Source organism: Luteimonas salinilitoris, from assembly GCF_041300785.1.
Classification (GTDB): Bacteria; Pseudomonadota; Gammaproteobacteria; order Xanthomonadales; family Xanthomonadaceae; genus Luteimonas; species Luteimonas salinilitoris.
In genome coordinates, this window is the sequence record NZ_JBFWIB010000004.1 from 1 (window position 1) to 19,730 (window position 19,730).

18 protein-coding genes are annotated in these 19,730 nt (G+C 67.0%); 6 read left to right on the forward strand and 12 right to left on the reverse strand.

Annotation, left to right across the window (positions count from 1 at the left end; all coding sequences use genetic code 11):
- The first annotated feature begins 494 nt into the window (after positions 1-494).
- Complete coding sequence (locus tag AB5T46_RS08295) at positions 495-1,145, forward strand: hypothetical protein (RefSeq protein ID WP_370563430.1); 651 nt, start codon at positions 495-497, stop codon at positions 1,143-1,145.
- Between the two features lie 108 nt (positions 1,146-1,253).
- Here AB5T46_RS08295 and AB5T46_RS08300 read toward each other — a convergent pair whose 3' ends face one another.
- The 11 genes from AB5T46_RS08300 to AB5T46_RS08350 all read right to left on the reverse strand — a co-directional run bounded on the left by AB5T46_RS08300 (position 1,254) and on the right by AB5T46_RS08350 (position 12,564).
- Complete coding sequence (locus AB5T46_RS08300; RefSeq protein ID WP_370563431.1) at positions 1,254-1,652, reverse strand: helix-turn-helix domain-containing protein; 399 nt, start codon at positions 1,650-1,652, stop codon at positions 1,254-1,256.
- A gap of 280 nt (positions 1,653-1,932) precedes the next feature.
- Positions 1,933-2,220, reverse strand: coding sequence for a hypothetical protein (locus AB5T46_RS08305; protein WP_370563432.1), 288 nt, complete (start codon positions 2,218-2,220; stop codon positions 1,933-1,935).
- 16 nt (positions 2,221-2,236) lie between these two features.
- Entirely contained in the window at positions 2,237-5,353 is a 3,117-nt protein-coding gene (locus tag AB5T46_RS08310) for a LysM peptidoglycan-binding domain-containing protein (protein WP_370563433.1), read from the reverse strand.
- A 602-nt stretch (positions 5,354-5,955) separates the two neighbouring features.
- Positions 5,956-6,129, reverse strand: coding sequence for a hypothetical protein (locus AB5T46_RS08315; RefSeq protein WP_370563434.1), 174 nt, complete (start codon positions 6,127-6,129; stop codon positions 5,956-5,958).
- A gap of 966 nt (positions 6,130-7,095) precedes the next feature.
- On the reverse strand, positions 7,096-7,728 hold the full coding sequence (locus AB5T46_RS08320) for a hypothetical protein (RefSeq protein WP_370563435.1): 633 nt from the start codon (positions 7,726-7,728) through the stop codon (positions 7,096-7,098).
- Positions 7,729-8,081: 353 nt separating this feature from the next.
- Positions 8,082-8,267 (reverse strand): CPXCG motif-containing cysteine-rich protein, encoded by a 186-nt coding sequence (locus tag AB5T46_RS08325; RefSeq protein WP_370563436.1) that lies wholly within the window; start codon positions 8,265-8,267, stop codon positions 8,082-8,084.
- 149 nt (positions 8,268-8,416) lie between these two features.
- The gene (locus AB5T46_RS08330; RefSeq protein ID WP_370563724.1) at positions 8,417-9,130 is read right to left on the reverse strand and encodes a pseudouridine synthase; all 714 of its coding nucleotides are present in this window, start codon (positions 9,128-9,130) and stop codon (positions 8,417-8,419) included.
- Between the two features lie 175 nt (positions 9,131-9,305).
- Positions 9,306-9,515 carry a cold-shock protein gene (locus AB5T46_RS08335; RefSeq protein ID WP_149194544.1) on the reverse strand — a complete coding sequence of 70 codons (210 nt, stop codon included), beginning with the start codon at positions 9,513-9,515 and terminating at the stop codon, positions 9,306-9,308.
- A 276-nt stretch (positions 9,516-9,791) separates the two neighbouring features.
- Positions 9,792-10,583 (reverse strand): lytic transglycosylase domain-containing protein, encoded by a 792-nt coding sequence (locus AB5T46_RS08340; RefSeq protein ID WP_370563725.1) that lies wholly within the window; start codon positions 10,581-10,583, stop codon positions 9,792-9,794.
- Between the two features lie 209 nt (positions 10,584-10,792).
- Positions 10,793-11,044: a hypothetical protein gene (locus tag AB5T46_RS08345; protein ID WP_370563437.1), complete on the reverse strand. Its 252-nt coding sequence runs from the start codon at positions 11,042-11,044 to the stop codon at positions 10,793-10,795.
- A gap of 125 nt (positions 11,045-11,169) precedes the next feature.
- Positions 11,170-12,564, reverse strand: coding sequence for a nucleoside hydrolase-like domain-containing protein (locus AB5T46_RS08350; protein WP_370563438.1), 1,395 nt, complete (start codon positions 12,562-12,564; stop codon positions 11,170-11,172).
- A 339-nt stretch (positions 12,565-12,903) separates the two neighbouring features.
- Here AB5T46_RS08350 and AB5T46_RS08355 point away from each other — a divergent pair, with 339 nt between their 5' ends.
- The 4 genes from AB5T46_RS08355 (at position 12,904) to AB5T46_RS08370 (ending at position 17,702) form a co-directional block, all read left to right on the forward strand.
- Positions 12,904-14,286: a glycoside hydrolase family 140 protein gene (locus AB5T46_RS08355; protein ID WP_370563439.1), complete on the forward strand. Its 1,383-nt coding sequence runs from the start codon at positions 12,904-12,906 to the stop codon at positions 14,284-14,286.
- A 346-nt stretch (positions 14,287-14,632) separates the two neighbouring features.
- Entirely contained in the window at positions 14,633-16,015 is a 1,383-nt protein-coding gene (dbpA, locus tag AB5T46_RS08360; protein WP_370563440.1) for an ATP-dependent RNA helicase DbpA, read from the forward strand.
- A gap of 734 nt (positions 16,016-16,749) precedes the next feature.
- Entirely contained in the window at positions 16,750-17,214 is a 465-nt protein-coding gene (gene alaE / locus AB5T46_RS08365; RefSeq protein ID WP_370563441.1) for an L-alanine exporter AlaE, read from the forward strand.
- A 104-nt stretch (positions 17,215-17,318) separates the two neighbouring features.
- The gene (locus AB5T46_RS08370) at positions 17,319-17,702 is read left to right on the forward strand and encodes a hypothetical protein (RefSeq protein WP_370563442.1); all 384 of its coding nucleotides are present in this window, start codon (positions 17,319-17,321) and stop codon (positions 17,700-17,702) included.
- A gap of 177 nt (positions 17,703-17,879) precedes the next feature.
- Here the strand turns inward: AB5T46_RS08370 and AB5T46_RS08375 are convergent, their stop codons facing one another.
- Complete coding sequence (locus tag AB5T46_RS08375) at positions 17,880-18,560, reverse strand: CGNR zinc finger domain-containing protein (protein ID WP_370563443.1); 681 nt, start codon at positions 18,558-18,560, stop codon at positions 17,880-17,882.
- 128 nt (positions 18,561-18,688) lie between these two features.
- On the opposite strand from AB5T46_RS08375, the gene AB5T46_RS08380 reads away from it, so the two are divergent.
- Positions 18,689-19,624, forward strand: coding sequence for an alpha/beta fold hydrolase (locus AB5T46_RS08380; RefSeq protein ID WP_370563444.1), 936 nt, complete (start codon positions 18,689-18,691; stop codon positions 19,622-19,624).
- The last annotated feature ends 106 nt before the right edge of the window (positions 19,625-19,730 follow it).

A 19,730-nucleotide genomic window follows, 5' to 3' on the forward strand; every position in this document is an offset into this window, starting at 1 on the left:
TCAGCAAGGAACGGGGTCAGGTTCACTTTCCAATGCTGTTGCTGAGCCGGGAGCGGCAAGATTGGGCAGTGTCTGTCCTCCGCCACTCCGAAGCGACCGAGCAACGTCAGGTCAAACGCCACCTGCTCTAAGCGCTGGAGGGAAACGAAAAGAAGCTGTCGTGCAGTTCTCCGCTTGGGTCCGGAAAGTGCATCTGACCCCGTTGCTCGCGGACGAGAAGCCCGCCGAGCGGCGGCTCGGTAGTCGCCATGGGCTCGGGGCACTAGGATGTCCAAGGATCGTTCCCTCCATCCCCAGTTCTTCAATCTGCGTCGGATGCGCACCCAAATCGACGGTAGACGGCACTTGGCGAGACTGGTGATCGGCTGTGGAATCGCCGGCCGGCTTCTGACACGGCAACAGCGGCCGCAACGTTCTTCGTTCCTACGAATCGATGGCAGGGTTAAGCTGAGGCCTGTATCGCGCGGCAGCCAACTACCCGACAGGAAGAGTCAATGTTGCAGATGCTGAGATCCGCTGTCTTCGCAGTTGCACTGTGCCCAGTGATGGCATTCGCCACGGCGCAGGTGCCTGACCACATTCGCATAGACGGCGTGGATCACGCGCTCAACACGAATCCGCTGGAGCCTCATCTGGCGCGCAAGAACTGGAAGCCACCGGAGGACGCCGCCATTTCCTCGGCCAACTGGCGGGGTTACATCGCATCCTGGGAGGTTGCCCAGGGGCAGCTCGTCCTGAATGACGTCACCATCCACGTTTCCGGCAGCGAACCCGGCGACTACGTTGCGAAAAGCATCCTCTCCGACCTGTTCCCTTCGACAACGACGCCGGTGGTCGCCGATTGGTACAGCGGCGCGCTCATTATCCCGGAAGGAGAGATCACCCACTACGTCCACATGGGCTACGGCTCATCTTATGAGCGTTATCAAGTCCTGCGTGTCGCATCCGGCAAGGTGATCGAGCGCCTCCAGCTGTCCGCGGACGAGTTCGAGCGGTACAAGGCCGAAAAGTTCAAGGCGTTCACCACGACAGACGAGTTCAAGGAGTCGCTCGAGAATCTGCGCAAGGACGCGGACACGCTTACCGACGAGCAACTCTTTGACTTAATGAAGAGCTACTACGCCGAGCGTTACCTGTCGCTGTGATGCGAGCAACAAGGGAAGAGGCGGTTCGGCCGTCCGTTTCCTCGAAGGCGATGCTGGGGTCAGGTGGGTGGGCGCTACACCGAACGAGAAGAAGGCCGGCCTGCTCGATCAGCCTGCCGCCTGGAGTTCGGCGAGCAGCGCGCGCGGCGTGGTGCCGGCGATGGCGTGGAATTCGGTGATGAGATGCGCCTGGTCGTAGTAGCCTGCCGCCGCGGCGATGGTGGCCCAGCTTGCGCCGCCATCCTCGCGCGCGGCGGTCAGGGCCCGGTGGAAGCGTGTCAGCTTGGCGAACGCCTTCGGGCTCACGCCCACGGCTTCGCGGAACACGCGCCGGAGGTGACGTTCGCTCACGCCCAGGCCGCCGGCGACGGCACGCCGGCCGCGCAGCCGCCGTGTCGCCGCGTCGCCCCACAGGTCCTCGAGTGCGACGATGCGCCCGGCAATTTCCGAGGCAGGCACGCCGAGCACCGCTTCGTATGTGCTCAGGTGGAGGCGCGCGAACACCATGCGCTGCCCACCGGGGACGACCTTGCGATGCGCCTCCTGCCGCACGCCGAGGGCGTGGGCGTCGAGACAGCGGAAAAGGTGTCAGACCGGAAAAGGTGTCAGGGACAATTTGAGCCTCAGGACAGAATGGGCGTCAGAAAGTGGAAAGTGCCCCTGACACCATTTGCCCGTAGGTCGCATCTCCAAGCGACCCAACGTGGTGACCGGCCATAGGGCGGCTGATCCGCAGCGGCGTGCGGCTCGCCGGGTCTGTGCCGGGTTCTGCCCACCTGCGCCCGCCTCAGCGGCACTGCAGGGGAACCCACCATGCATAGGCGGCGAACATCGCCACCAGCGCCAGCGCATCCAGCGTGAGGATCATGGGCAGGTGGCGGATGCTGGCGTGCGCGATCGGCAGGCCGGAGGCCGCGACCAGCAGGCCCGGCGACAACGCCAGCCAGGCCTTGCCGAAAGCCACGCCGACGCGCCCGCCGCAGGCGCGACAGGCGATGCTGCCCGAGGGACCAAGCAGTAGCTTGCGCGCCGGCGACAGCGCCTGACGGCCACAGTGGGGGCAGTGGTTGACCATTCCCGATCAGGCCGCTTCAGGCATGAGGCAGCGGCGTGCCGCCGTACTCCTCCACGAAGGCATCGAACTCGCCCACGGTGTAGGGACCATGCGCCCACACCGTCGCCGGATACCCGCCCGAAGTGATCGTGGTGGTGGGGATGTGGACCGTGGTGTCGCTGCCGAAGCTGCTGACGTCCCCGCCGAAATCGTCGAGCGTGTGGTGCATCCAGCTGCGCAGATGCTCGAGCCGCTCCATCGGCATGTCGTTGACCCAGTCGACGAACTGCTGGCGCTGCTGCGCGTCGGTCAGGTCGTAGCCTTTGAGCTCGGCGTACTTCGCCAGCAGCGGCACCGGGCTGTGACCATCGCCGCTCTGATCGACCAGGGCGTCGGCCACTTCCGGGGTGAAGCCGGCTTGCTGCAGGAACTCGGCCGAGGTGGCGTTGTCGTGCTTGTTGGACTCGTTGACGTTGGCCACCAGGCCGATGCCCACCGCCGCCAGCGCCACCAGCGCGATGCCCACCGGACCGCCCCAGGCACCGATCAGACCGGCTCCCGAGGCCAAGGTCAGCGCGCCGCCTGCGGCGGAGACGCCCCACAGCGCGGCGGTGGCGTAGTCGCCTTCGGCGGCTGCCTTCAACCCCAGCGCGAAATCGGCCACGGCGGTCACCCCAGTGGCGATCTTGCCGGCGAGTGCGCTGCCGAGCGCCCGCGTCGTCGTGCCATCGGCGCCGCGAGCAACCAGGAAATCGGCGGTCTTCTGCGTCAGGCCGAAGGTGTCGGCGCCGGCCTTGAGCCAGTTGGCGTAGCTGCCCGGCTCGCCGAAGGCGTGGGCGGTCGAATTGAGAAAGGCGAAGCTGGTGGTGGCCACGCCTGCGGCGCGGAACAGCTGGCCGATGCCGGTGCTCTTCTCGAAGCCATCGATGCCCTGAAGGTTCTGGTTGAGCTTTTCCAGGCGTGCGTTGGCGGCTTCCGGGGTGTCGCCGGCGGTCGGCAGCGCCTGCTTCAGTTCGCCCACCGCCTGCTGCAACTTGGCCTTGTCCACCCCATAGGCGGTGGCGAGTGCGGAACTGTCGAGCCGCGCCAACGCCGCTTCCGCACGCTGCATCGAAGCCGGATTCGCCGGATTGGCGCCCTGCAGGTCCGGCAGCACATTGGCCTTGACGTAGCTGTTGGCGACCTCGCCCAGCAGCTTGCGGCCGCCCTCGCTGACCTTGGCGTAGAGCGCGTAGTCCTTGAGCCGGGTATCGGTGGCGATCTCCGGATGGCGACCGAGCGCGGTGCTGAGCGCGAGCTGGTTCTCCGGATCGTCGAGCAGCGCCGTGATCGTGTCGTCGTAACCGCCGGCCTGCTGCAGCGCGTCGATCTGCTGTTGCAGCTTGATGCCGTCCTGCGCGATCTCCTCCTGCATGCCCTCGAGCTTCTGCTCCCAGTCCGGGCCCTTGCTGGCGATGTAGTCGTCGATCGCCTGTTGCAACTGCTCGGGCGTCATGCTGCCGCCGTGGTTGGCGACCAGCCAGTTCAGCTCCTCGGTTTCCTGGATGTAGGCCTCGACCTTGTCGTTGAGCTCGCCGCCGGCGAACTGCTGCACGCCGTCGATCACGATGTCGCGGCTGGCGCCCACGGCCAAGGCATAGTCGGGGCTGCCGCCCTGCGCAAGGTGGTTGTTGATGGCGTTGATGTCGCCGAAGCCGGTCCGTTCGGCGATGAGCTGGATCGCCTCGTCGCCGTCGGCACTGCCGCGTGCGCGGTCCATCACCGTGAGCAGGGTCGCCATGCCCTCGGGCCCGATCGGCCCGCCACGATCGTTCAGGGCGTAGGCTTCGAACGCGGGCACGGTGCCCTTCAGCAGCGCGCCGGCGAGATCACTGTCGAGATTCTCGGTCAGCGTATCGAGGCGCTGCGCTGCGTTCAGTGCCGGCACCGCGTCGCCGTCGCCGTTTTCGGGCGGCTTGTCCAGCGGTTCGGTGGCCCAGTCTGCGGCATCGCTGATGATGCTGCGCGCGGTGGGATCGGCCAGCAGTGCCTGGCGCGTGGCGGCGTCGGCCTCGGCATAACCTTCGCCCAGGATCTGCAACCGCTGCGCGGGGTCGGTCCCGGCCTGCGCCGCGATCACGATGTCCTGCGTGCTGTCGCCCGCGGCCACTTCGGTGTCGAGCGGCATCTCGCCGTCCCGGAGCAGCTCCGCCGCCCGGCGCGGCAGCGCCTCGGCGGTGATGCCCTGGTCGCCGACGCCGCCGACCCGGTCGACGTAGCGTTGCACGGTGTCGTAGGCGTCGAGTTTCTGGCGGTCGGTGGCGGCGCTGCCGGCGATGCGGTCGACGGTGGAGATCACCTCGGGATCGAAACGGGTGGCGTGTCCGCCGTCCACCAACAGTTGCATCGCCCTGCCCGGCAAGGCTTCGGCAGTGATGCCGGCATCGCCGACGCCACCGACCTGGTCGACGTAGGCCTCCACCGTGCTGTAGGCGGCTGCGCGGTCGGCCAGACTCACGTCTTTGGGCAGCAGCGGATCCACCGCCGCCGCGACCTCCGGCCGCACCGCGGCCGGCAGGCCGGCGTCCTTCAGCAGCTGCGCGGCCTGCCGCGGCAGGGCCTCTTCGATGATGCCCTGGTCGCCGATGCCGCCGACCCGGTCGACATACGCCTGCAGCGCCTGGTAGCCGGACACGGCCTGGTCGACGTTCGCCCCCGGATCGGCCACGGCGTCGACCGCCGCGGCCACCCGCGGATCGATCGCGGTGGGAATGCCGGCCTGGTCGAGGATCCGCAACGACTGGCCGGGCAACGCGGACGGTTCCACGCCCTGGCCGCCGATACCGCCAGCCTGGTCGACGTGCTCCTGCACGGCGAGATACGCCTCGTTCTTCTGCTCCGGCGTGGCATCGTCGGCGATGATGCCGTCGACCGCCCGGGTCACCTCCGGATCGACCGAAGGCGGAGGCAGGTTGAGCTCCTCGCCAACTGGCAGCAGCTCGGGCGAGCGCACCTGCGGATTGATGTCGAGGATCGCCTGCGGCGTGGTGCGGTAATCGTCGGCAATGCTGGTCAGCGTTTCGCCTTCGCGAACGGTATGCGTTGCCGGGGGAGGTGGGGCCGGCGGCGGCGGCGGCGGGATATAGACGGTCCGGTCGTCGATGAGCTGAGCCATGGCGGCGTGGCTGTGATTGTGGCGGGAGGCTGAAAGTGCCGCTGCACTTATGAATGCATAACGAACATCGGCGCGCCATGTCTCGTGAATGTCATCGCCACGTCATCGTCTTGTGCTTGGCGCCGGCGTTTTTCTGCGTCTTGCACGCACTGCATGGCCCTCAGGCGCTGTCAACCGGGGGGCGCCCCAGGGATGGTTCGACGCATGCTGTCATCGATCCGGCAGGCGCAAACGCCGCGATTGCGCAACCGGCTGCGGCGTCAAGCCGCCGTTCCGGTCGAGCATCACCTGCAACGTCATCGGCGCGGGGCTCGACAAGCCGCGGAAAGGCCAGGGCGACGGCACTTGCAAACAGCGACGGGCGAAAACACAAGCTTGGAAAACGGCGCCATTAGTGTCCGGGACAATTTTTGGGAAATGGCGTCAGGGATAGTTGGGCGCAGCGCACCCATTGGAACTCGCCTATCTGCGGCAGCAGCTGGGTCCGGGGTGGGAGATGATCTTCTGCTTCGCCGATAGTGAGGCAGCGGCCTGCACGCTCGGCGGGTCCTGGACGGCGGAAGCGGCCAATCCACCGACACCTTTCCACCATTGGTCATCGGTCATATCGTTGAAAGTGCGGCCTTTGAAGGTACGGCGAGCGGTTCCAGCCCACATGCCGCCGCGAAGCCTTGTGCCTTGATGCCGAGCGCCACATTGTTCCGGCCCGCCATGTTCGCCGCCCCGATGAACGCTGTCAGCTCTACCAGGGCGGGCGCCCCAAGCTGGTGCAGCAACCTCGCAGACATCCGGCGTCGGTAATGTGTTCGCCGTCGATCAGTCCCTTGCGCTCCAAAGATTCAATCGCGCGATCACCGGGAAAGGTGCCAGGGACGAATGGCGCTTACTTAAGGTGCTTTGCCTGTTTGCGTGGACAAGCAAGGCATCGGCCGGGCGGCCCAGGTACATGGCCGGAGATCCGTAGGAGCGCGCCATGCGCGCGATACCGCGCCAGGCAATCCTTACCGCCGCGGTGGGAGATGGGCCGTCGCCACGGGTGTCGCCAATGAATAGCCCGCGCTTCAAGCCTTTGTTTGCCAGCCCATTGCGAAGGGCTCGGCTGCCTATTTACACCGCCCGTGGCGACGGGCCGGGCCATACTGCAGCGGAGAAGGCTGCCTGGCGCGGCATCGCGCGCATGGCGCGCTCCTACGAAGCAGCGGCGCACGGCTGTGGTATCCCGCAATCGGGCGAAGCACCTTAAGCAAGCGCCATTCGTGCCAGGGACAATTTTCCGAAAAAGATGTCAGGGACAATTTTCTAGAGACCTGCAGGGGCGAAGACGGGCCCGCCATTTCTCCGCCCAGGCCAAGAGGCGCGAGGGAGCAGGGAGCATCTCCCGTTCCGAGGTGCATTCGATGGTGGTGACAGGCGACCTGGACGAGGTGGCCGAGGCCACGGTTTGGCCGGCGGCGACGATCGCGAAGTAGGGTCCAGCCTGCTTCGGAACGCACGCAACCGCGCTTGGCGCGGTTCCCGGGGAATGTGAGTTTCGCGTGCCCGCCAATGGACATCAGGAAAGGGAGGACGCATGGATCGGACGGTCGTCGTGGCGCTGCTCGCCTTGCCTGCCCTCAACGCGCTTGCCTCGCTCGCGGTTCAAGCTCTGCGCGATCTATCGGCCAAAGCAGGGAGCCGGCCGCGGAGCCGGCCCTCTCTGGGTGTGAAGCGCTGCTCCGGCTGGTGTCTTCGAGCGCAGCGGCTCAGGGGATCTGCTCGAGCACGTCGACGTGGGCCTGCAGCAGACCGTCGACGCCGATGGCGGTCAGCGGCATAGGATGATCCCAGACCTCGTTGCAGCGGTAACGCACCAGGATGTCGGGCACGGTCTGCACGTAGTTGACCGGATTCGCGCTGCCCGAGGGCATGCGCACACTCACCGCCCAGTGGTCCCACCCGTACCAACTGGTGCTCCGCATCTGGATGGCGTAGGCGTAGTTGGCGCCCTCGCCCAGCACGGTCAGGCCGTTGGTGATCGCGGCGATCTTCATCAGCGCCATGCGGCACGCCAGCTGCGCCGGCGCGTCCCCGGCCCGGGCATCGGCAAATCGGCCTTCCAGGGCGCTGACGGGCAGGCCGGTATCCGGCCAGATCGCGGTGATCTGGTCGAGGTAGCCGGAATTGGTGCCGATGGGTTGGCGCTCCGTGTCGAACACGAAGGCGTCGCTGTAGAGCTTGGCGGCGCTGAAGGGATCTTCCGCGCCCACCTGCGCCCCGGCCAGCGCCCAGGCCCAGCACGGCACCACGCGCATGCTCTCGTCGGGGATGTCGGCGCCGTTGCGTGAGTACGCGCCGGTGTTCATGCGTTGCAGCAGTTGCGGATCCAGGTATGGCATATGCGTGTCTCCGGTCGGGGCGTCGCGGAGCGCAACCGCCTCTGTGCCTTACTCAAACGTGACGGGGTGACGCCCGTGAACGGACAGCGGTCATTGGTGTCAGGGACAATTTGAGCCTCGGGACAAAATGGGCGTCAGAAATTGTCCCCGACACCATTTAGCCGCGGAGAGGCCGAGAGCACTGGCGGGCTCCAATGCCGAAGAACAAGAACGGGCTTAGGCAGTGCTTCGTCCGGGCTCGCGAATTTGCATCTGACCGCACCGCGCGACCTTGCCGCCGCCGTCGTTGAAGGAACGGCACGGCGGCGTTGGCCGGCTCACGCATGCATGACGGCGCTCCCCGGCGCCGCGCCTCAGGCGTCGTTGCCGTCGCGCACCCGAAGGCGCAGGTCGCCGTCCGCGTCGATGTCCACCGAGACCTCGATCGGCCGGCAGCACACCTGGCAGTCCTCGACGTAGCGCTGGTCGCCCGCGGACCCGTCAACGGCAAGCTGGATGGTCTCGCCGCAGTAGGGACAGGCAATGTCGATGAAGTCCATCGCCCGACGATGCCCGCCCGGCCGCCTCAGGGCAAGCGCACGGACTTGGCAAGCGTGGCTCACGTCGCCGTGCTGCCCGAGGGCGTAGGCGAGTAGGTCCTGGCCTAACAAGACGCTAGCCATCATCAAGCCTGGCGCGCTCTCGTGGATCAGAACCCCGCGTGCCCTGGCAGCAGAGCCCGCAACTCCGCGTCGGTCAGGTTGCGCCATTGGCCGGGCTTCAGATGGGCCAGCTTGACCGGCCCGATCCGCACCCGGATCAGCTGCTTCACCCGCAAATCGAAGTGGGCCGCCATGAGGCGGATCTGGCGGTTGAGGCCCTGGACCAGCGTGATCCGGAAACCGAACTTGCCCAGCGGGCTGGTCCGGCACGGCAACGTGATCTGCCCGTGGACGGGCACGCCGCGGGCCATGCCGCGCAGGATGTCGTGGGTGACCGCATGATTCACGGTCACCAGGTACGCCTTCTCCAGCTTGTTCTCGGCGCGGAGGATGGCGTTGACGATGTCGCCGTTGCTGGTCAGCAGGATCAGGCCTTCCGAATCCTTGTCGAGACGGCCGATCGGGAAGATGCGTTCCCGATGATCGACGAAATCGACGATGTTGCCCTTCACCGACGACTCGGTGGTGCAGGTGATGCCCGTCGGCTTGTGAAGTGCGATGTAGACGTGGCGGCGTTTGCCGGGGGCGGCCGTTCGCGGTTGCAGCGTCTGGCCATCGATCATGACGATGTCGCCTTCGCCGACCTCTGCGCCCACGCGCGCGCGCTGGCCATTGACCGTCACCCGGCCGTCGCCGATGAGGCGATCGGCCTCGCGCCGCGAACACGCGCCGGTGTCGCTGATGTGCTTGTTCAGGCGCATGGCCGCGTGCGTCGCCGGTGATCGCGAAAGGCGCGCAGTCTGGCAGATCGGGCGCGCGGGGGCATGGAGCACGGGCACGTTCGGATGCAGGATGATGACCGCCAAACAAAAGACCCCGGACGTTGCCGCCCGGGGTCCTGGTACCGCTGATGCGGTGCAAGCGTCGAGTAAACGCTTACTCGGCCTCGACTTCTTCGGCCTGCAGGCCCTTCTGGCCCTGCGCAACCTTGAACGTCACCTTCTGGCCTTCCTGAAGGGACTTGAAGCCGCTGCCCTGGATCGAACGGAAATGGACGAACAGGTCGTCGCCGCTCTGCGGGGTGATGAAGCCGAAGCCCTTGGCGTCGTTGAACCACTTGACGGTGCCGCTTTGACGATCAGACATGGTGTTACTCCTTGGATCAATTGAGGAAAGCACGGCCCGCGAAATGCGGTGCCGGGACTGTATCGAGCAAGGGGTAACGCGAAGCGATGGAGTGGATCGTCTGGAGAGGCCGACTTCGACCCTGGAACCTGTGATCTACCGCATCGGAGCCACGATGTACCGTGATCCCGCTTTGAACAGTGCATGCACTTTACAGCACTTTCCAGCAACAGGGACGGAGGGGAGTTAACCGCGGTATGGCCGTGCGGTGGGCCGAGGCCCACCCTATGGGATCTCTCAGCGCGCCGGCCGTTCGGGCCTGAAGCCCATCGCCTCGCGGTAGCGCAGGTACAAGGCCTGCACCTTGTCGAGGTAGTGCCGGGTTTCCGGGAAGGGCGGCACGCCGCCGTGGAGCGCCACCGCGCCGATCCCGGCGTTGTAGGCCGCGGCCGCCAGCGTGCGGTCGCCGTCGAACCTGCGCAGCAGCATCCGCAGGTGCAGCGCCCCGCCGTCGATCGACTGCGCCGCCGACAGCGGATCGGCGACCCCGAGCTCGGCGGCGACGTCGGGCATCAGCTGCATCACGCCCAGCGCGCCTTTCGGCGACACCGCGTCGGCATCGAAGCCGCTCTCGGCATGCGCGATCGCGCGCAGCCAGGCATCGTCCACGCCGGTGGCGCGCGCCGCGGCGCGGAACTGGGCGTCGAAGGCGTCCATGCGTGGCGGGCCGACGCGCCCAAGCCCGGGGTGGGCCGCCTCGCCTGGCGGCGTTTCCACGGTGAACTTCAGGAACACCCGCGAGCCGGGCAGGTTGCGGGTCGAATAGACCAGCCTGCCGTCCTGCTCGCGCTCGTACAGCGTGCCGCTGAAGACGCCGAAGTTGCCCCAGAGGTTGGCCGGCTTGCCGGGCACGTCGGCCACCTCGTGGGCCTCGCAACGCGACCCCGGCTCGGGCGCCGTGGCGAGGCTCACGGTGCCGTCGCGGACGCAGCGGTGGATCGTCCGCGCCGCTGCGGGTGCCGCGGTGCCGTACAGCAGCACCGCCACGGCCGCGAGCACGCGGACCCGGGGCAGGCCGCTTGCGGGCATCGGCATCCGGGCGCCGGTCTTCGGGCGCCCGTCTGGCGAGGCGGTGTCAGGAAACGTCATGGTTCCTCCCTGCGCTCACTGTGGGTCTTGAGCTCGTAGGTTGGGGTGAAACCCTGGCATCGCGACCTATCCGCCGAAACAGCGGTCAGAGAAGACTTTCTCGCTGACAGGAACTCGAAAAGTCTTCTCTGACCCCGGTTTGGTCCAGCTCACATCGGCGGCTCGATAACCTCGTCCAGGCGGTCGGATGCAACCGCGTAGCCGCCATCTTCGACCTCGGCGCGCACCTCCAACAGCTTGCCCTCCAGTTCAACGAGCTCACCCGCGTCGGCCGCGCCGACGATCTGGATGCAGCGCGCGTTGAACCATTCCCAGAACTGGCGGAAGGTCTTGCCGTGCCAATGTTCGTGGCGGATGCCCTGGTAGAGCTCGCCGATGGCAATGGTCAGTTCGTCGCGCATCACGCGGCCTCTGGATATGGGGGGGACAGGTGCCGATTGTGGCCGAAGATCGGGAGCCGAGTCGGCTTCATTCATGGCCGGTCGCCGGCGGGTTGTGCGCAACCCGCCGCGCCGGGAGCGGGCCTCTATGGCTCCACGCGCAAGACGGTCCGCGCGTACCGGGCCAAGGACGGAGTCCCCTTGTCGTCCACCCTCAGGATGACGTGGAGATCGACTGGTTTCGTGACGCGGGGCGCTTCGATCCAGACGGTATCGCCGTTCGAGAGTTGAGGAAGATCGCCTTCGAAATCGCCTGCCTCCGGGTACCAGAACCAGTGGAATCCGAGGCTGTCGCCGTCGGGGTCGGAGCTTCCGCGCGCACTGAGCGCGACCCCCTGGCCCGACTTGACGGTGAGCTGCCGCGGCTGGCCCAGTACCACCTCCGGCGGATGGTTGGCTTCGGCGTAGGGCTTGACGGTCCAGTCCATGCGCGCGGCGAAATCGTTCTGGAAATCGTCCCGCCATCTCCATAGGGAAACCAGGGCGTCGCGGTAGCGGGGGGCGGTGTCGCGGACCGCCCGGCCATACTCGGCCCGTTCAGGCGGTCCGTATGCATCGATGGCATTCGTCCAGATGGGACGGGTTTCGGGCCCGTGGTTCCTGCCGTTGAGCATCGTGTCTCCGGACGGGGTATACAGCCGATAGCGGCCGCCCCAGCCGCCCCAATCCGGCCGTTCCGGATGATTGAGCCCGTTGGGAATCAGGTGCAGGAAGGCAGGGGTGTCGCCCTCCAGTCCCCACACGACATCCGGATACAGCGCGCCCAGCGGGCCGTGCCCCTGCTGGATGTTCTGCGCCACCCAGGCGTTGCTGATGGTGGCATTGTCGATCCCGTCGATGACGCGATTGATGGCGTTCCAGGTGGCCACGCCATAGTTGTCGCCTGGCGTGACGATGTAGAAGACGCCCGGAAACTCCCGGCGCAGCCAGATGCCGGCATCGTCCTGGTCCGAGATCGTGTAGATCCGCAGCTTGGCGATCAATCGGTCGAGCTCCTCGGGCGTGCGGGTCCGCTTCAAGGTGTGCAGGGCCTGGGCGAGCGTGTTGGCGCCGCCCCAGACGGACACCCACAGAGGACGGGGATCGGGACGTTCCAGTGCCCGGATGATCAGGTCGGATCCGGCGGTGTCCTTGCCTGGGCCCACGCCCTCCATGCCGTAGACCGGGACACCTTCGGCGATCACCTGGCGGAGGCGATCCGCGTCGGGATACCCGCGGTCATGCGTCGTCAAATTGGGCCGGACCTTGGCGTAGCCGTCCACGAGGCGCCGTATCGACTCGGGCATGGGCGACGAGCGCTTGTGGGTGGAGGTGGTGGCGACCAGGCCCTCGATGTCGATCTCGTTCGAGTACAGGAACAGGCGGATCAGCGACTGGGTGTCGTCCGGATCGGCCTCGATGTCGGTGAGAACGACGAGCCTTTGCGGCGCATCGGCAACGTCGTGCGCGCCGCTTGGGGCATCTGCGGCAAGCGCGGGCATGGCGCTGCACAGGGCGATGGCAGCGCACAGGAATCGGACGATCAAATGGTCACCTCGCAGTGATTGGCCTGGTGCGCCCCTCGCATGCAGGCGATCTGGGGCTGTTCGATCTGGTGCGCAGCCGTCCAAACCGGGCACGCCTGGTGCTGCACGCCAGAGCGCCGGCCGGTCGCCGCCACGCGACGCTCCACGGCGCACGGCGACGCAACAAGGCTGGCCGACAAGGCTAGCGACGCCGAACCGCCTGCGCTAGCATGGAAACCGGTGTCATTTCCCGAAAGATAACCCGATTGCCCGCCTCCGGGGGTTGTCCTGGCGGCCGGTGTACGTGGAGGGACCATGTCGCGGCGTTCCTTGAGGAGTTTCAGTTCTGCGGCGGCGCTGCTGCTGGCGCTGTCGCTTTCCGCTGTCGCCGCTGCAGACGCATTCGCGCAAGGGCGGTTGAAGGTGTCGCCGAACGGCCGTTATCTCCAACGCGAGGACGGAGCGCCCTTCTTTTATCTCGGAGACACCGCGTGGCAGCTGTTCCACCGGCTCGACCGGGAAGAGGCCGATCGCTATCTGCGGGATCGCGCCGAAAAAGGCTTTACCGTCATCCAGGCCGTCGCGCTGGCGGAACTGAACGGACTGCGCGAGCCGAACGCCTATGGTGAACTGCCGCTGGTCGACCTGGACCCCGCCCGGCCGAACGAGGCGTATTTCGAGCACGTGGACCATATCGTCCGTCGCGCCAACGAACTGGGTCTGGTCGTCGGCCTCCTTCCGTCCTGGGGAAGATACTGGCGCGAGGGCGACGCCCGGATCTTCACGCCGGAAGGCGCCAAGGCCTACGGGCGTTTTCTCGGCGCACGCTACCGCAATGACGACGTGATCTGGATCCTCGGCGGCGATTCCAATGTCCGCACTGCGTCCGAGCGCGCCATCATCGATGCGATGGCGGCGGGCCTGCGCAGCGGCGACGGCGGGACGCATCTCATCACTTTCCATCCGCGCGGGCCGGGGCTGTCGTCCGTACAGTTGCGCGATGCGCCGTGGCTCGACTTCTACATGAACCAGTCGTCGCACGCTGCGCCGAATCACGACACCGGGTTGTACGCCGAACACGATCGCGCCCTGCGCCCGCGGCGGCCGACGATCGATGGCGAGCCGCGCTACGAACAGATCCCCGTCGGCTTCTACAACCAAGGCAACAATCCGCATGTGCGCTTCGGCGACGACGACGTTCGCCAGGCTGCCTGGTGGTCGGTGCTCGCCGGCGCGGCGGGCCACACCTACGGCGACAACAATGTCTGGCAGATGTGGACCCCGGGCAGGCAGCCCGCGATCGGGGGCAACGTACCTTGGCATGAAGCATTGCACCACCCCGGCGCTCGGCAGATGGGCCTTCTGCGCCGCTTCATGGAAGCGCATCGTTTCCAAACGCTGGTTCCCGACCAGAGCATCCTCCTGGACGGTCCCATCGCAGGCGCGGCCAAGATTCGCGTCGCGCGCGCCGCGGACGGCTCCCGCATCATCGTCTATTCCCCGCGCGGAGAACAGTTCACGCTCGATCTGGGACTGATCCGCTCGCCGAGTCACGCCCAATCCTGGTTCGATCCGCGTTACGGCACGGCTTACGAGTTCAGACCGGAAGAACAAAGCCAAGGCATCCAGACGTTTACGCCGCCCTCGTCGGGTCCGGGCGAGGACTGGGTCCTCGTCATCGAGGCGTTGGACGACTGAAGGGATGCCGAAAGGCCAGACTGCTTCGTAGGAGCGCGCCATGCGCGCGATGCCGCGGGCGTGTCCGGTCTCGGTCATCGGCGGTCCCGCCGCGAACCGGAAGGCGTGCCGGTGGACGGAGTCGCATGGCGGCACGATGCCCGCGGCATCGCGCGCGTGGCGCGCTCCTACGAAGCTCCGGCGGTGGGTCTGGGCCGACCGGCCGATGGCTTGCCTGTCCATGCAAACGGGCAAGTCGGGTCGGTTTCATGCCTGGACCGGTCGCCGGCGGGTTGCGCATACTCCGCCGCGCCGCGCCGCGCCGCGCCGGGCGCGGGCACCGCCCCCGACCTGCGATCATGCGCGCATGACCACGCCGCTCCCGTTCACCTCCCTCGCCCTGCCGCCCGCGTTGCTGCAGGGCGTCGACGCCCTCGGCTACACGGCGATGACGCCGGTGCAGGCGCAGTGCCTGCCCGCCATCCTCGACGGCCGCGACGTGATCGCGCAGGCGCCGACCGGCAGCGGCAAGACCGCCGCGTTCGGCCTGGGGCTGCTGACCCGGCTCGACCCCGGCCGCATCGGGACCCAGGCGCTGGTGCTGTGCCCGACGCGCGAGCTTGCCGACCAGGTCGGCAAGCAGCTGCGCAGGCTCGCGACCGGCATCGCCAACCTCAAGCTCTCGATCCTGTGCGGGGGCATTCCGCTCGGCCCGCAGCTGGCCTCGCTGACGCACCCGCCGCACGTCGTGGTCGGCACGCCCGGTCGCATCCAGGAACTGGCGAAGAAGCGGGCGCTGCACCTGGGCGACGTCCGCACGCTGGTCCTGGACGAGGCCGACCGCATGCTCGACATGGGCTTCGAGGACGCAATCCGCGACATCGCCAAGCGATTGCCGAAGGACCGGCAGGGATTGCTGTTCTCGGCCACGTTCCCCGACGCGATCCGCGTGCTGGGCAATGCCATGCTGCGCGACGCGCTGGAAGTCAGCATCGACGGCGGCGCACAGCCGGCCACCATCGAGCAGCTGTTCTTCGAAGTGGACCCTGCGCGTCGCGCGCCGGCCCTGGCCGCCCTGCTGCTGCGCCATCGGCCGGAATCGACCGCCGTGTTCTGCAACACGCGCGCCGATACCGTCGAAGTCGTCGGCTCGCTGTCCCATTACGGTTTTTCGGCGCTCGCCCTGCACGGCGACATGGAGCAGCGTGACCGCGATGAAGTGCTGGTGCAGTTCGCCAACCGCAGTTGCAGCGTGCTGGTGGCCAGCGACGTCGCCGCGCGCGGTCTGGACGTCGAGGATCTTGGCGCCGTGGTCAACTACGAGCTGCCCACCGACCCCGACACCTACCTGCATCGCATCGGCCGCACCGGGCGCGCGGGCCGCGACGGGCTGGCGCTCAGCCTGTGCGCGCCGCGCGAACTCCCGCGCGCGAAGGCCATCGAGGAGCGCCAGGGCCGGCCGCTGCGCTGGGAAACGCTGCAACCGCTGTCGGGCAAGGCGGGCAACGTGCCGGCCGCCACCATGGCCACGCTGCGCATCGATGCCGGCCGCGGCGACAAGCTGCGCGCCGGCGACATCGTCGGCGCGCTCACCGGCGACGCCGGACTGCACAAGGATGCGATCGGCAGGATCGACGTGTTCGCCACCCGCAGCTATGTCGCCATCGCCCGCACGCACGCGGCGAAGGCGCTGTCGGCACTGCGCGAAGGCAGGATCAAGGGACGCAGGTTCCGGGTCAATCGCCTGTAGCCATACCGCATCGATCCGCGGATGCAAAACAGGGGTCAGAGTCGACTCTATTGCCGGCTTGAGGGACGGAAAAGTCCACTCTGCCCCCGGTTTTCACCGGCAACGGGCGCTGATGATCCACGCCCGAGAGTCGAACCACACGCCTTGATCCCGATAGTGTTGCGCGATCCGTAGGAGCGCGCCATGCGCGCGATACCGGCAATGTGTCGGACTTCGGCCATCGGCGGCCCGCCGCGAACCGGAAGGCGCGCCGGTGGACGGAATCGCATGGCGGCGCAATGCCCGCGGTATCGCGCGCATGGCGCGCTCCTACGAAGCAGCGGCGCACGGCTGTGGTATCCCGCAATCGGGCGAAGCACCTTAAGTAGGCAGCTTCGCCCAGCGCATCCGCCAGCGGCATCCGCAGGTGATCGGCCCCGACGGCGTGCTCGCCACGCAGGGCTGGGGCATCGAGGCGTTCGGGCTGCCGCTGAACCTGATGCTGTCCGTGCCGGCACCGCTGTTGGTCGGCGACGTGCGTGCGGCAATGGTCCAAGTGGTGCGCCACCAGGAGGGCAGGGAGGCGGCTGCGCCGTCATCCGGCGTTCGTAACCTGACCGGTGGGTTGGCGCAGCCTGGAGAGGAGTCGTGTCAACGACAACCAGTTGCAGGGAACAGGGGATTGCCCTTGCGCACGGTCGTTCCCGCCTCGATTTGTCAGTATCACGCGTGCAGGTCATCACCAGGTTGCCGACATGAAAGAGGTTGCTTCCGATCAGCGCCGCCGCGGTCGCGCGTTCGTCGCCGACACGACCGCCTTGATCCTGTTCTTCACGGTGGCCGGAGCGCTGAACGAGCGCTTTGTTTCCGGCATGAGCTGGGACGAGGTGCTGCATGCGCGGTTGCTGGGGGCAGCGCTCATGATCCCCGTCGGCCGTCCTTACGGGATGTGGCGCGACTGGCTGATGCGACACGCCCGCCCGACCAGGGTGTCGCGCATCCTCTGGGACAGCCTCGCACTCGTGACGTTCCAGGTGCCGATCTATGCGGCGATCATCGCGATCAGCGGCGCATCCGGCCGGGGGCTCGTGCTTGGCATCCTCGGCGCTACCTGCATCATGCTGGTCTCGGGCCGTCCCTATGGCGCGTTCCTGAACTGGATCAGGCGGCTGTACGGGCTTCCGCCCGGCGGGGAGAAGCCGATGAGCCTCCAGGGCTGAGGGTGATCCGGGCCTGTGCCGGCCGAAATGCACGTTGCAGTCGGGGGGCGTCACTCGACTTGCGGGTACCATCGCGTGTTGGACCAGCGCCAGGAGGTGATGCCATGCAGCGTGTTCTCTACGTGGGGCAAGACCCGGACACAGTGGACTATTCCGATCCCGCCCTGCCGCCCGGGGCCGATGCCGCCAAGATCAGGGCGGGTATCGATCTCGCGGTGCGCGACCTGGCCGCGCGCGGATGGCAAGTGGATACCTGCATGATCTCTCCGGATGGTGCGGGCCTGCGGGCCCTGTCTTCGCAGCTCACGTCGGCGACCTACGCCTGTGTGGTGATCGGCGGCGGCATGCGCATTCCGCCAAAGTCGTTGCTCCTGTTCGAGCGCGTGCTCAATACCGTCCACCAGGCGGCGCCGCAGGCGCGCATCGCCTTCAACACCAGGCCGGAGGACACTGCCGAGGCCGCCGCGCGCTGGGTCGATGCCGGGTAGGACCGCTCGCGGTGGCACGCCGACGCCCGGCCAGGTCTGGCTGCACGGTTGATGCTCCCGCCAAGGCGAGCGGTGCACTGTTCGCGGGAGACCTGGATCGACCGTTCCGACATCGGAAGCGCCGGACCTCGCGAGGTCGGCAGCGTTCGAGAACGTCCACACCCGCCTCGTTCGGCGCTACTTTCCGCTTCTTTTCGACGACGCCGTTGGGGGTCGTCCGGGTCGGGGCCCAACCGGGGCCGGCCTGGAGCGGGGAGTCGCCTCACCGCTGCTTCTTTTTCTAAACTGGGCCGCTTTGTAGCGGTTGCCGCACACCGCCATGCTGCACCACCGGCGCTTGTGCGACTTCGTGCGGTCGTAGAACCAGAGGATGCAGTCGGGGTGCTCGCATTGCTTGACGAGGGCGAAATCGCCTTCCACCAGCAGCTGTGCCACTGCCTCGGCGACGGGCCCGAGCAAGGATGCGACCGCGTCGCCGCGCGCGATGCGCGTCAACGCCAGGTTGCCGTCACGGTCGCGCTCCAGGTTGGGCGCGCTGAGATAGGCGTGCAGGTACGTGTTCAGACCCTTGATGTCCCCGGCCTTGCCCTCCTTGCGCTTGACGATCAGCCCACGCGCCTGCGCCCGTAGCGTCCTCGCCTGCACGAGCAAGTCGGCCGGGACGACGCCCCCGGCCCCCGAGGGGGGAACGATGCCGTGCCGCGCCAGCCACCGAAGCGCGTCTTCGGCGGTGCTCCAGTAGTCGACCGGTTCGCCGTGGCTGCGCACCTCCGTATTGAGCAGGTCCATCGCCAGGTGGTCCCCCACCATCGATGCCTCGGTCGGGTGGCCGTCGCGCTGCATCCCCGCACTGTTCATTAAGTAACCTCTTAAAGTCAATTTGACAGGTTACGAAAGCCGGTGCATACTCGGCTCTCGTAACCTGTATTGCAATGTTATACAGGTTATTTGATCGTCGCACCACCCCTTTACTCCAAGGAGCCACCATGAACGCCAAGACAGTCCTTCTTGCAGCGGCCACCCTCGGCAGCCCCCTCATTGCAACGGCTGCGGACAGTGCCGTGCAGGTCCGCCACCAGACCATGGAGGTCCAGGGCGTCAGCGTCTTCTACCGCGAAGCCGGGCCTGCGGACGCGCCCACCGTCCTGCTGCTGCACGGATTCGCCGCCTCGTCGTACATGTTCCGCGAACTGATCCCGCAACTGGCGCGGGACTATCACGTGATCGCCCCGGATCTGCCTGGCTTCGGCCAGACCACCGTCATGCCCGGGGTCGATTTCGACTACACCTTCGACCACCTGGCGTCGGTCATCGACGCCTTTACCCTTGCCAAGGGCGTGGATCGCTACGCCATGTACGTGTTCGATTATGGCGCCCCGGTCGGTTGGCGCCTGGCGGTGAAGCACCCGCAGAAGATCACCGCGATCGTGAGCCAGAACGGCAACGCCTACGAGGAGGGCCTGAGCGAGGGCTGGGCCGACATGCGCAAGGCATGGGATGAGCCGACCGCCGAGAACCGCGAGGCCCTGCGCCGTTTCAACACTCCCGACATGATCAAGTGGCAGTACACCGAGGGCGTCGAGGACACTTCGCTGATCGCACCGGAGACCTGGCAGCTGGCTTCCGCGGCGATCGAGCGCATCGGCGTCGAGGCGCAGATGGACCTGCTGCTCGACTACGGCCACAACATCAAGCAGTACCCGCAGCTGCACGAGTTCTTCCGCCAGTATCGACCGCCGACGCTGGCGATCTGGGGCAAGAACGATCCATTCTTCATCCCGGCCGGAGCCGAAGCGTTCAAGCGCGACAATCCGAACGCCGAGGTGCGGTTCCTCGACACCGGCCACCTCGCCATCGAAACCCACGGCAAGGAAATCGCGGAAGGAATGCTGGAGTTCCTGGACCGGAGCATCACGCCCTGAGCGGCGCTGTTTCCGGGAGCCACGACATCAGCCCGAAGGTTTCCCGCGACGAAGCACCAGCTCGACCCGTGTGCACGTTGCAGGCACAGTTCGTTGCTCCGAAGAA

Excerpts from the sequence above, each read along its gene's own strand:
- AB5T46_RS08295 (WP_370563430.1), top strand. The coding sequence starts at position 495 with ATGTTGCAGATGCTGAGATCCGCTGTCTTCGCAGTTGCACTGTGCCCA.
- AB5T46_RS08300 (WP_370563431.1), bottom strand. The coding sequence starts at position 1,652 with ATGGTGTTCGCGCGCCTCCACCTGAGCACATACGAAGCGGTGCTCGGC.
- AB5T46_RS08305 (WP_370563432.1), bottom strand. The coding sequence starts at position 2,220 with ATGGTCAACCACTGCCCCCACTGTGGCCGTCAGGCGCTGTCGCCGGCG.
- AB5T46_RS08310 (WP_370563433.1), bottom strand. The coding sequence starts at position 5,353 with ATGGCTCAGCTCATCGACGACCGGACCGTCTATATCCCGCCGCCGCCG.
- AB5T46_RS08320 (WP_370563435.1), bottom strand. The coding sequence starts at position 7,728 with ATGCCATACCTGGATCCGCAACTGCTGCAACGCATGAACACCGGCGCG.
- AB5T46_RS08325 (WP_370563436.1), bottom strand. The coding sequence starts at position 8,267 with ATGGACTTCATCGACATTGCCTGTCCCTACTGCGGCGAGACCATCCAG.
- AB5T46_RS08330 (WP_370563724.1), bottom strand. The coding sequence starts at position 9,130 with ATGCGCCTGAACAAGCACATCAGCGACACCGGCGCGTGTTCGCGGCGC.
- AB5T46_RS08335 (WP_149194544.1), bottom strand. The coding sequence starts at position 9,515 with ATGTCTGATCGTCAAAGCGGCACCGTCAAGTGGTTCAACGACGCCAAG.
- AB5T46_RS08340 (WP_370563725.1), bottom strand. The coding sequence starts at position 10,583 with ATGCCCGCAAGCGGCCTGCCCCGGGTCCGCGTGCTCGCGGCCGTGGCG.
- AB5T46_RS08345 (WP_370563437.1), bottom strand. The coding sequence starts at position 11,044 with ATGCGCGACGAACTGACCATTGCCATCGGCGAGCTCTACCAGGGCATC.
- AB5T46_RS08350 (WP_370563438.1), bottom strand. The coding sequence starts at position 12,564 with ATGCCCGCGCTTGCCGCAGATGCCCCAAGCGGCGCGCACGACGTTGCC.
- AB5T46_RS08355 (WP_370563439.1), top strand. The coding sequence starts at position 12,904 with ATGTCGCGGCGTTCCTTGAGGAGTTTCAGTTCTGCGGCGGCGCTGCTG.
- dbpA (WP_370563440.1), top strand. The coding sequence starts at position 14,633 with ATGACCACGCCGCTCCCGTTCACCTCCCTCGCCCTGCCGCCCGCGTTG.
- alaE (WP_370563441.1), top strand. The coding sequence starts at position 16,750 with ATGAAAGAGGTTGCTTCCGATCAGCGCCGCCGCGGTCGCGCGTTCGTC.
- AB5T46_RS08370 (WP_370563442.1), top strand. The coding sequence starts at position 17,319 with ATGCAGCGTGTTCTCTACGTGGGGCAAGACCCGGACACAGTGGACTAT.
- AB5T46_RS08375 (WP_370563443.1), bottom strand. The coding sequence starts at position 18,560 with ATGAACAGTGCGGGGATGCAGCGCGACGGCCACCCGACCGAGGCATCG.
- AB5T46_RS08380 (WP_370563444.1), top strand. The coding sequence starts at position 18,689 with ATGAACGCCAAGACAGTCCTTCTTGCAGCGGCCACCCTCGGCAGCCCC.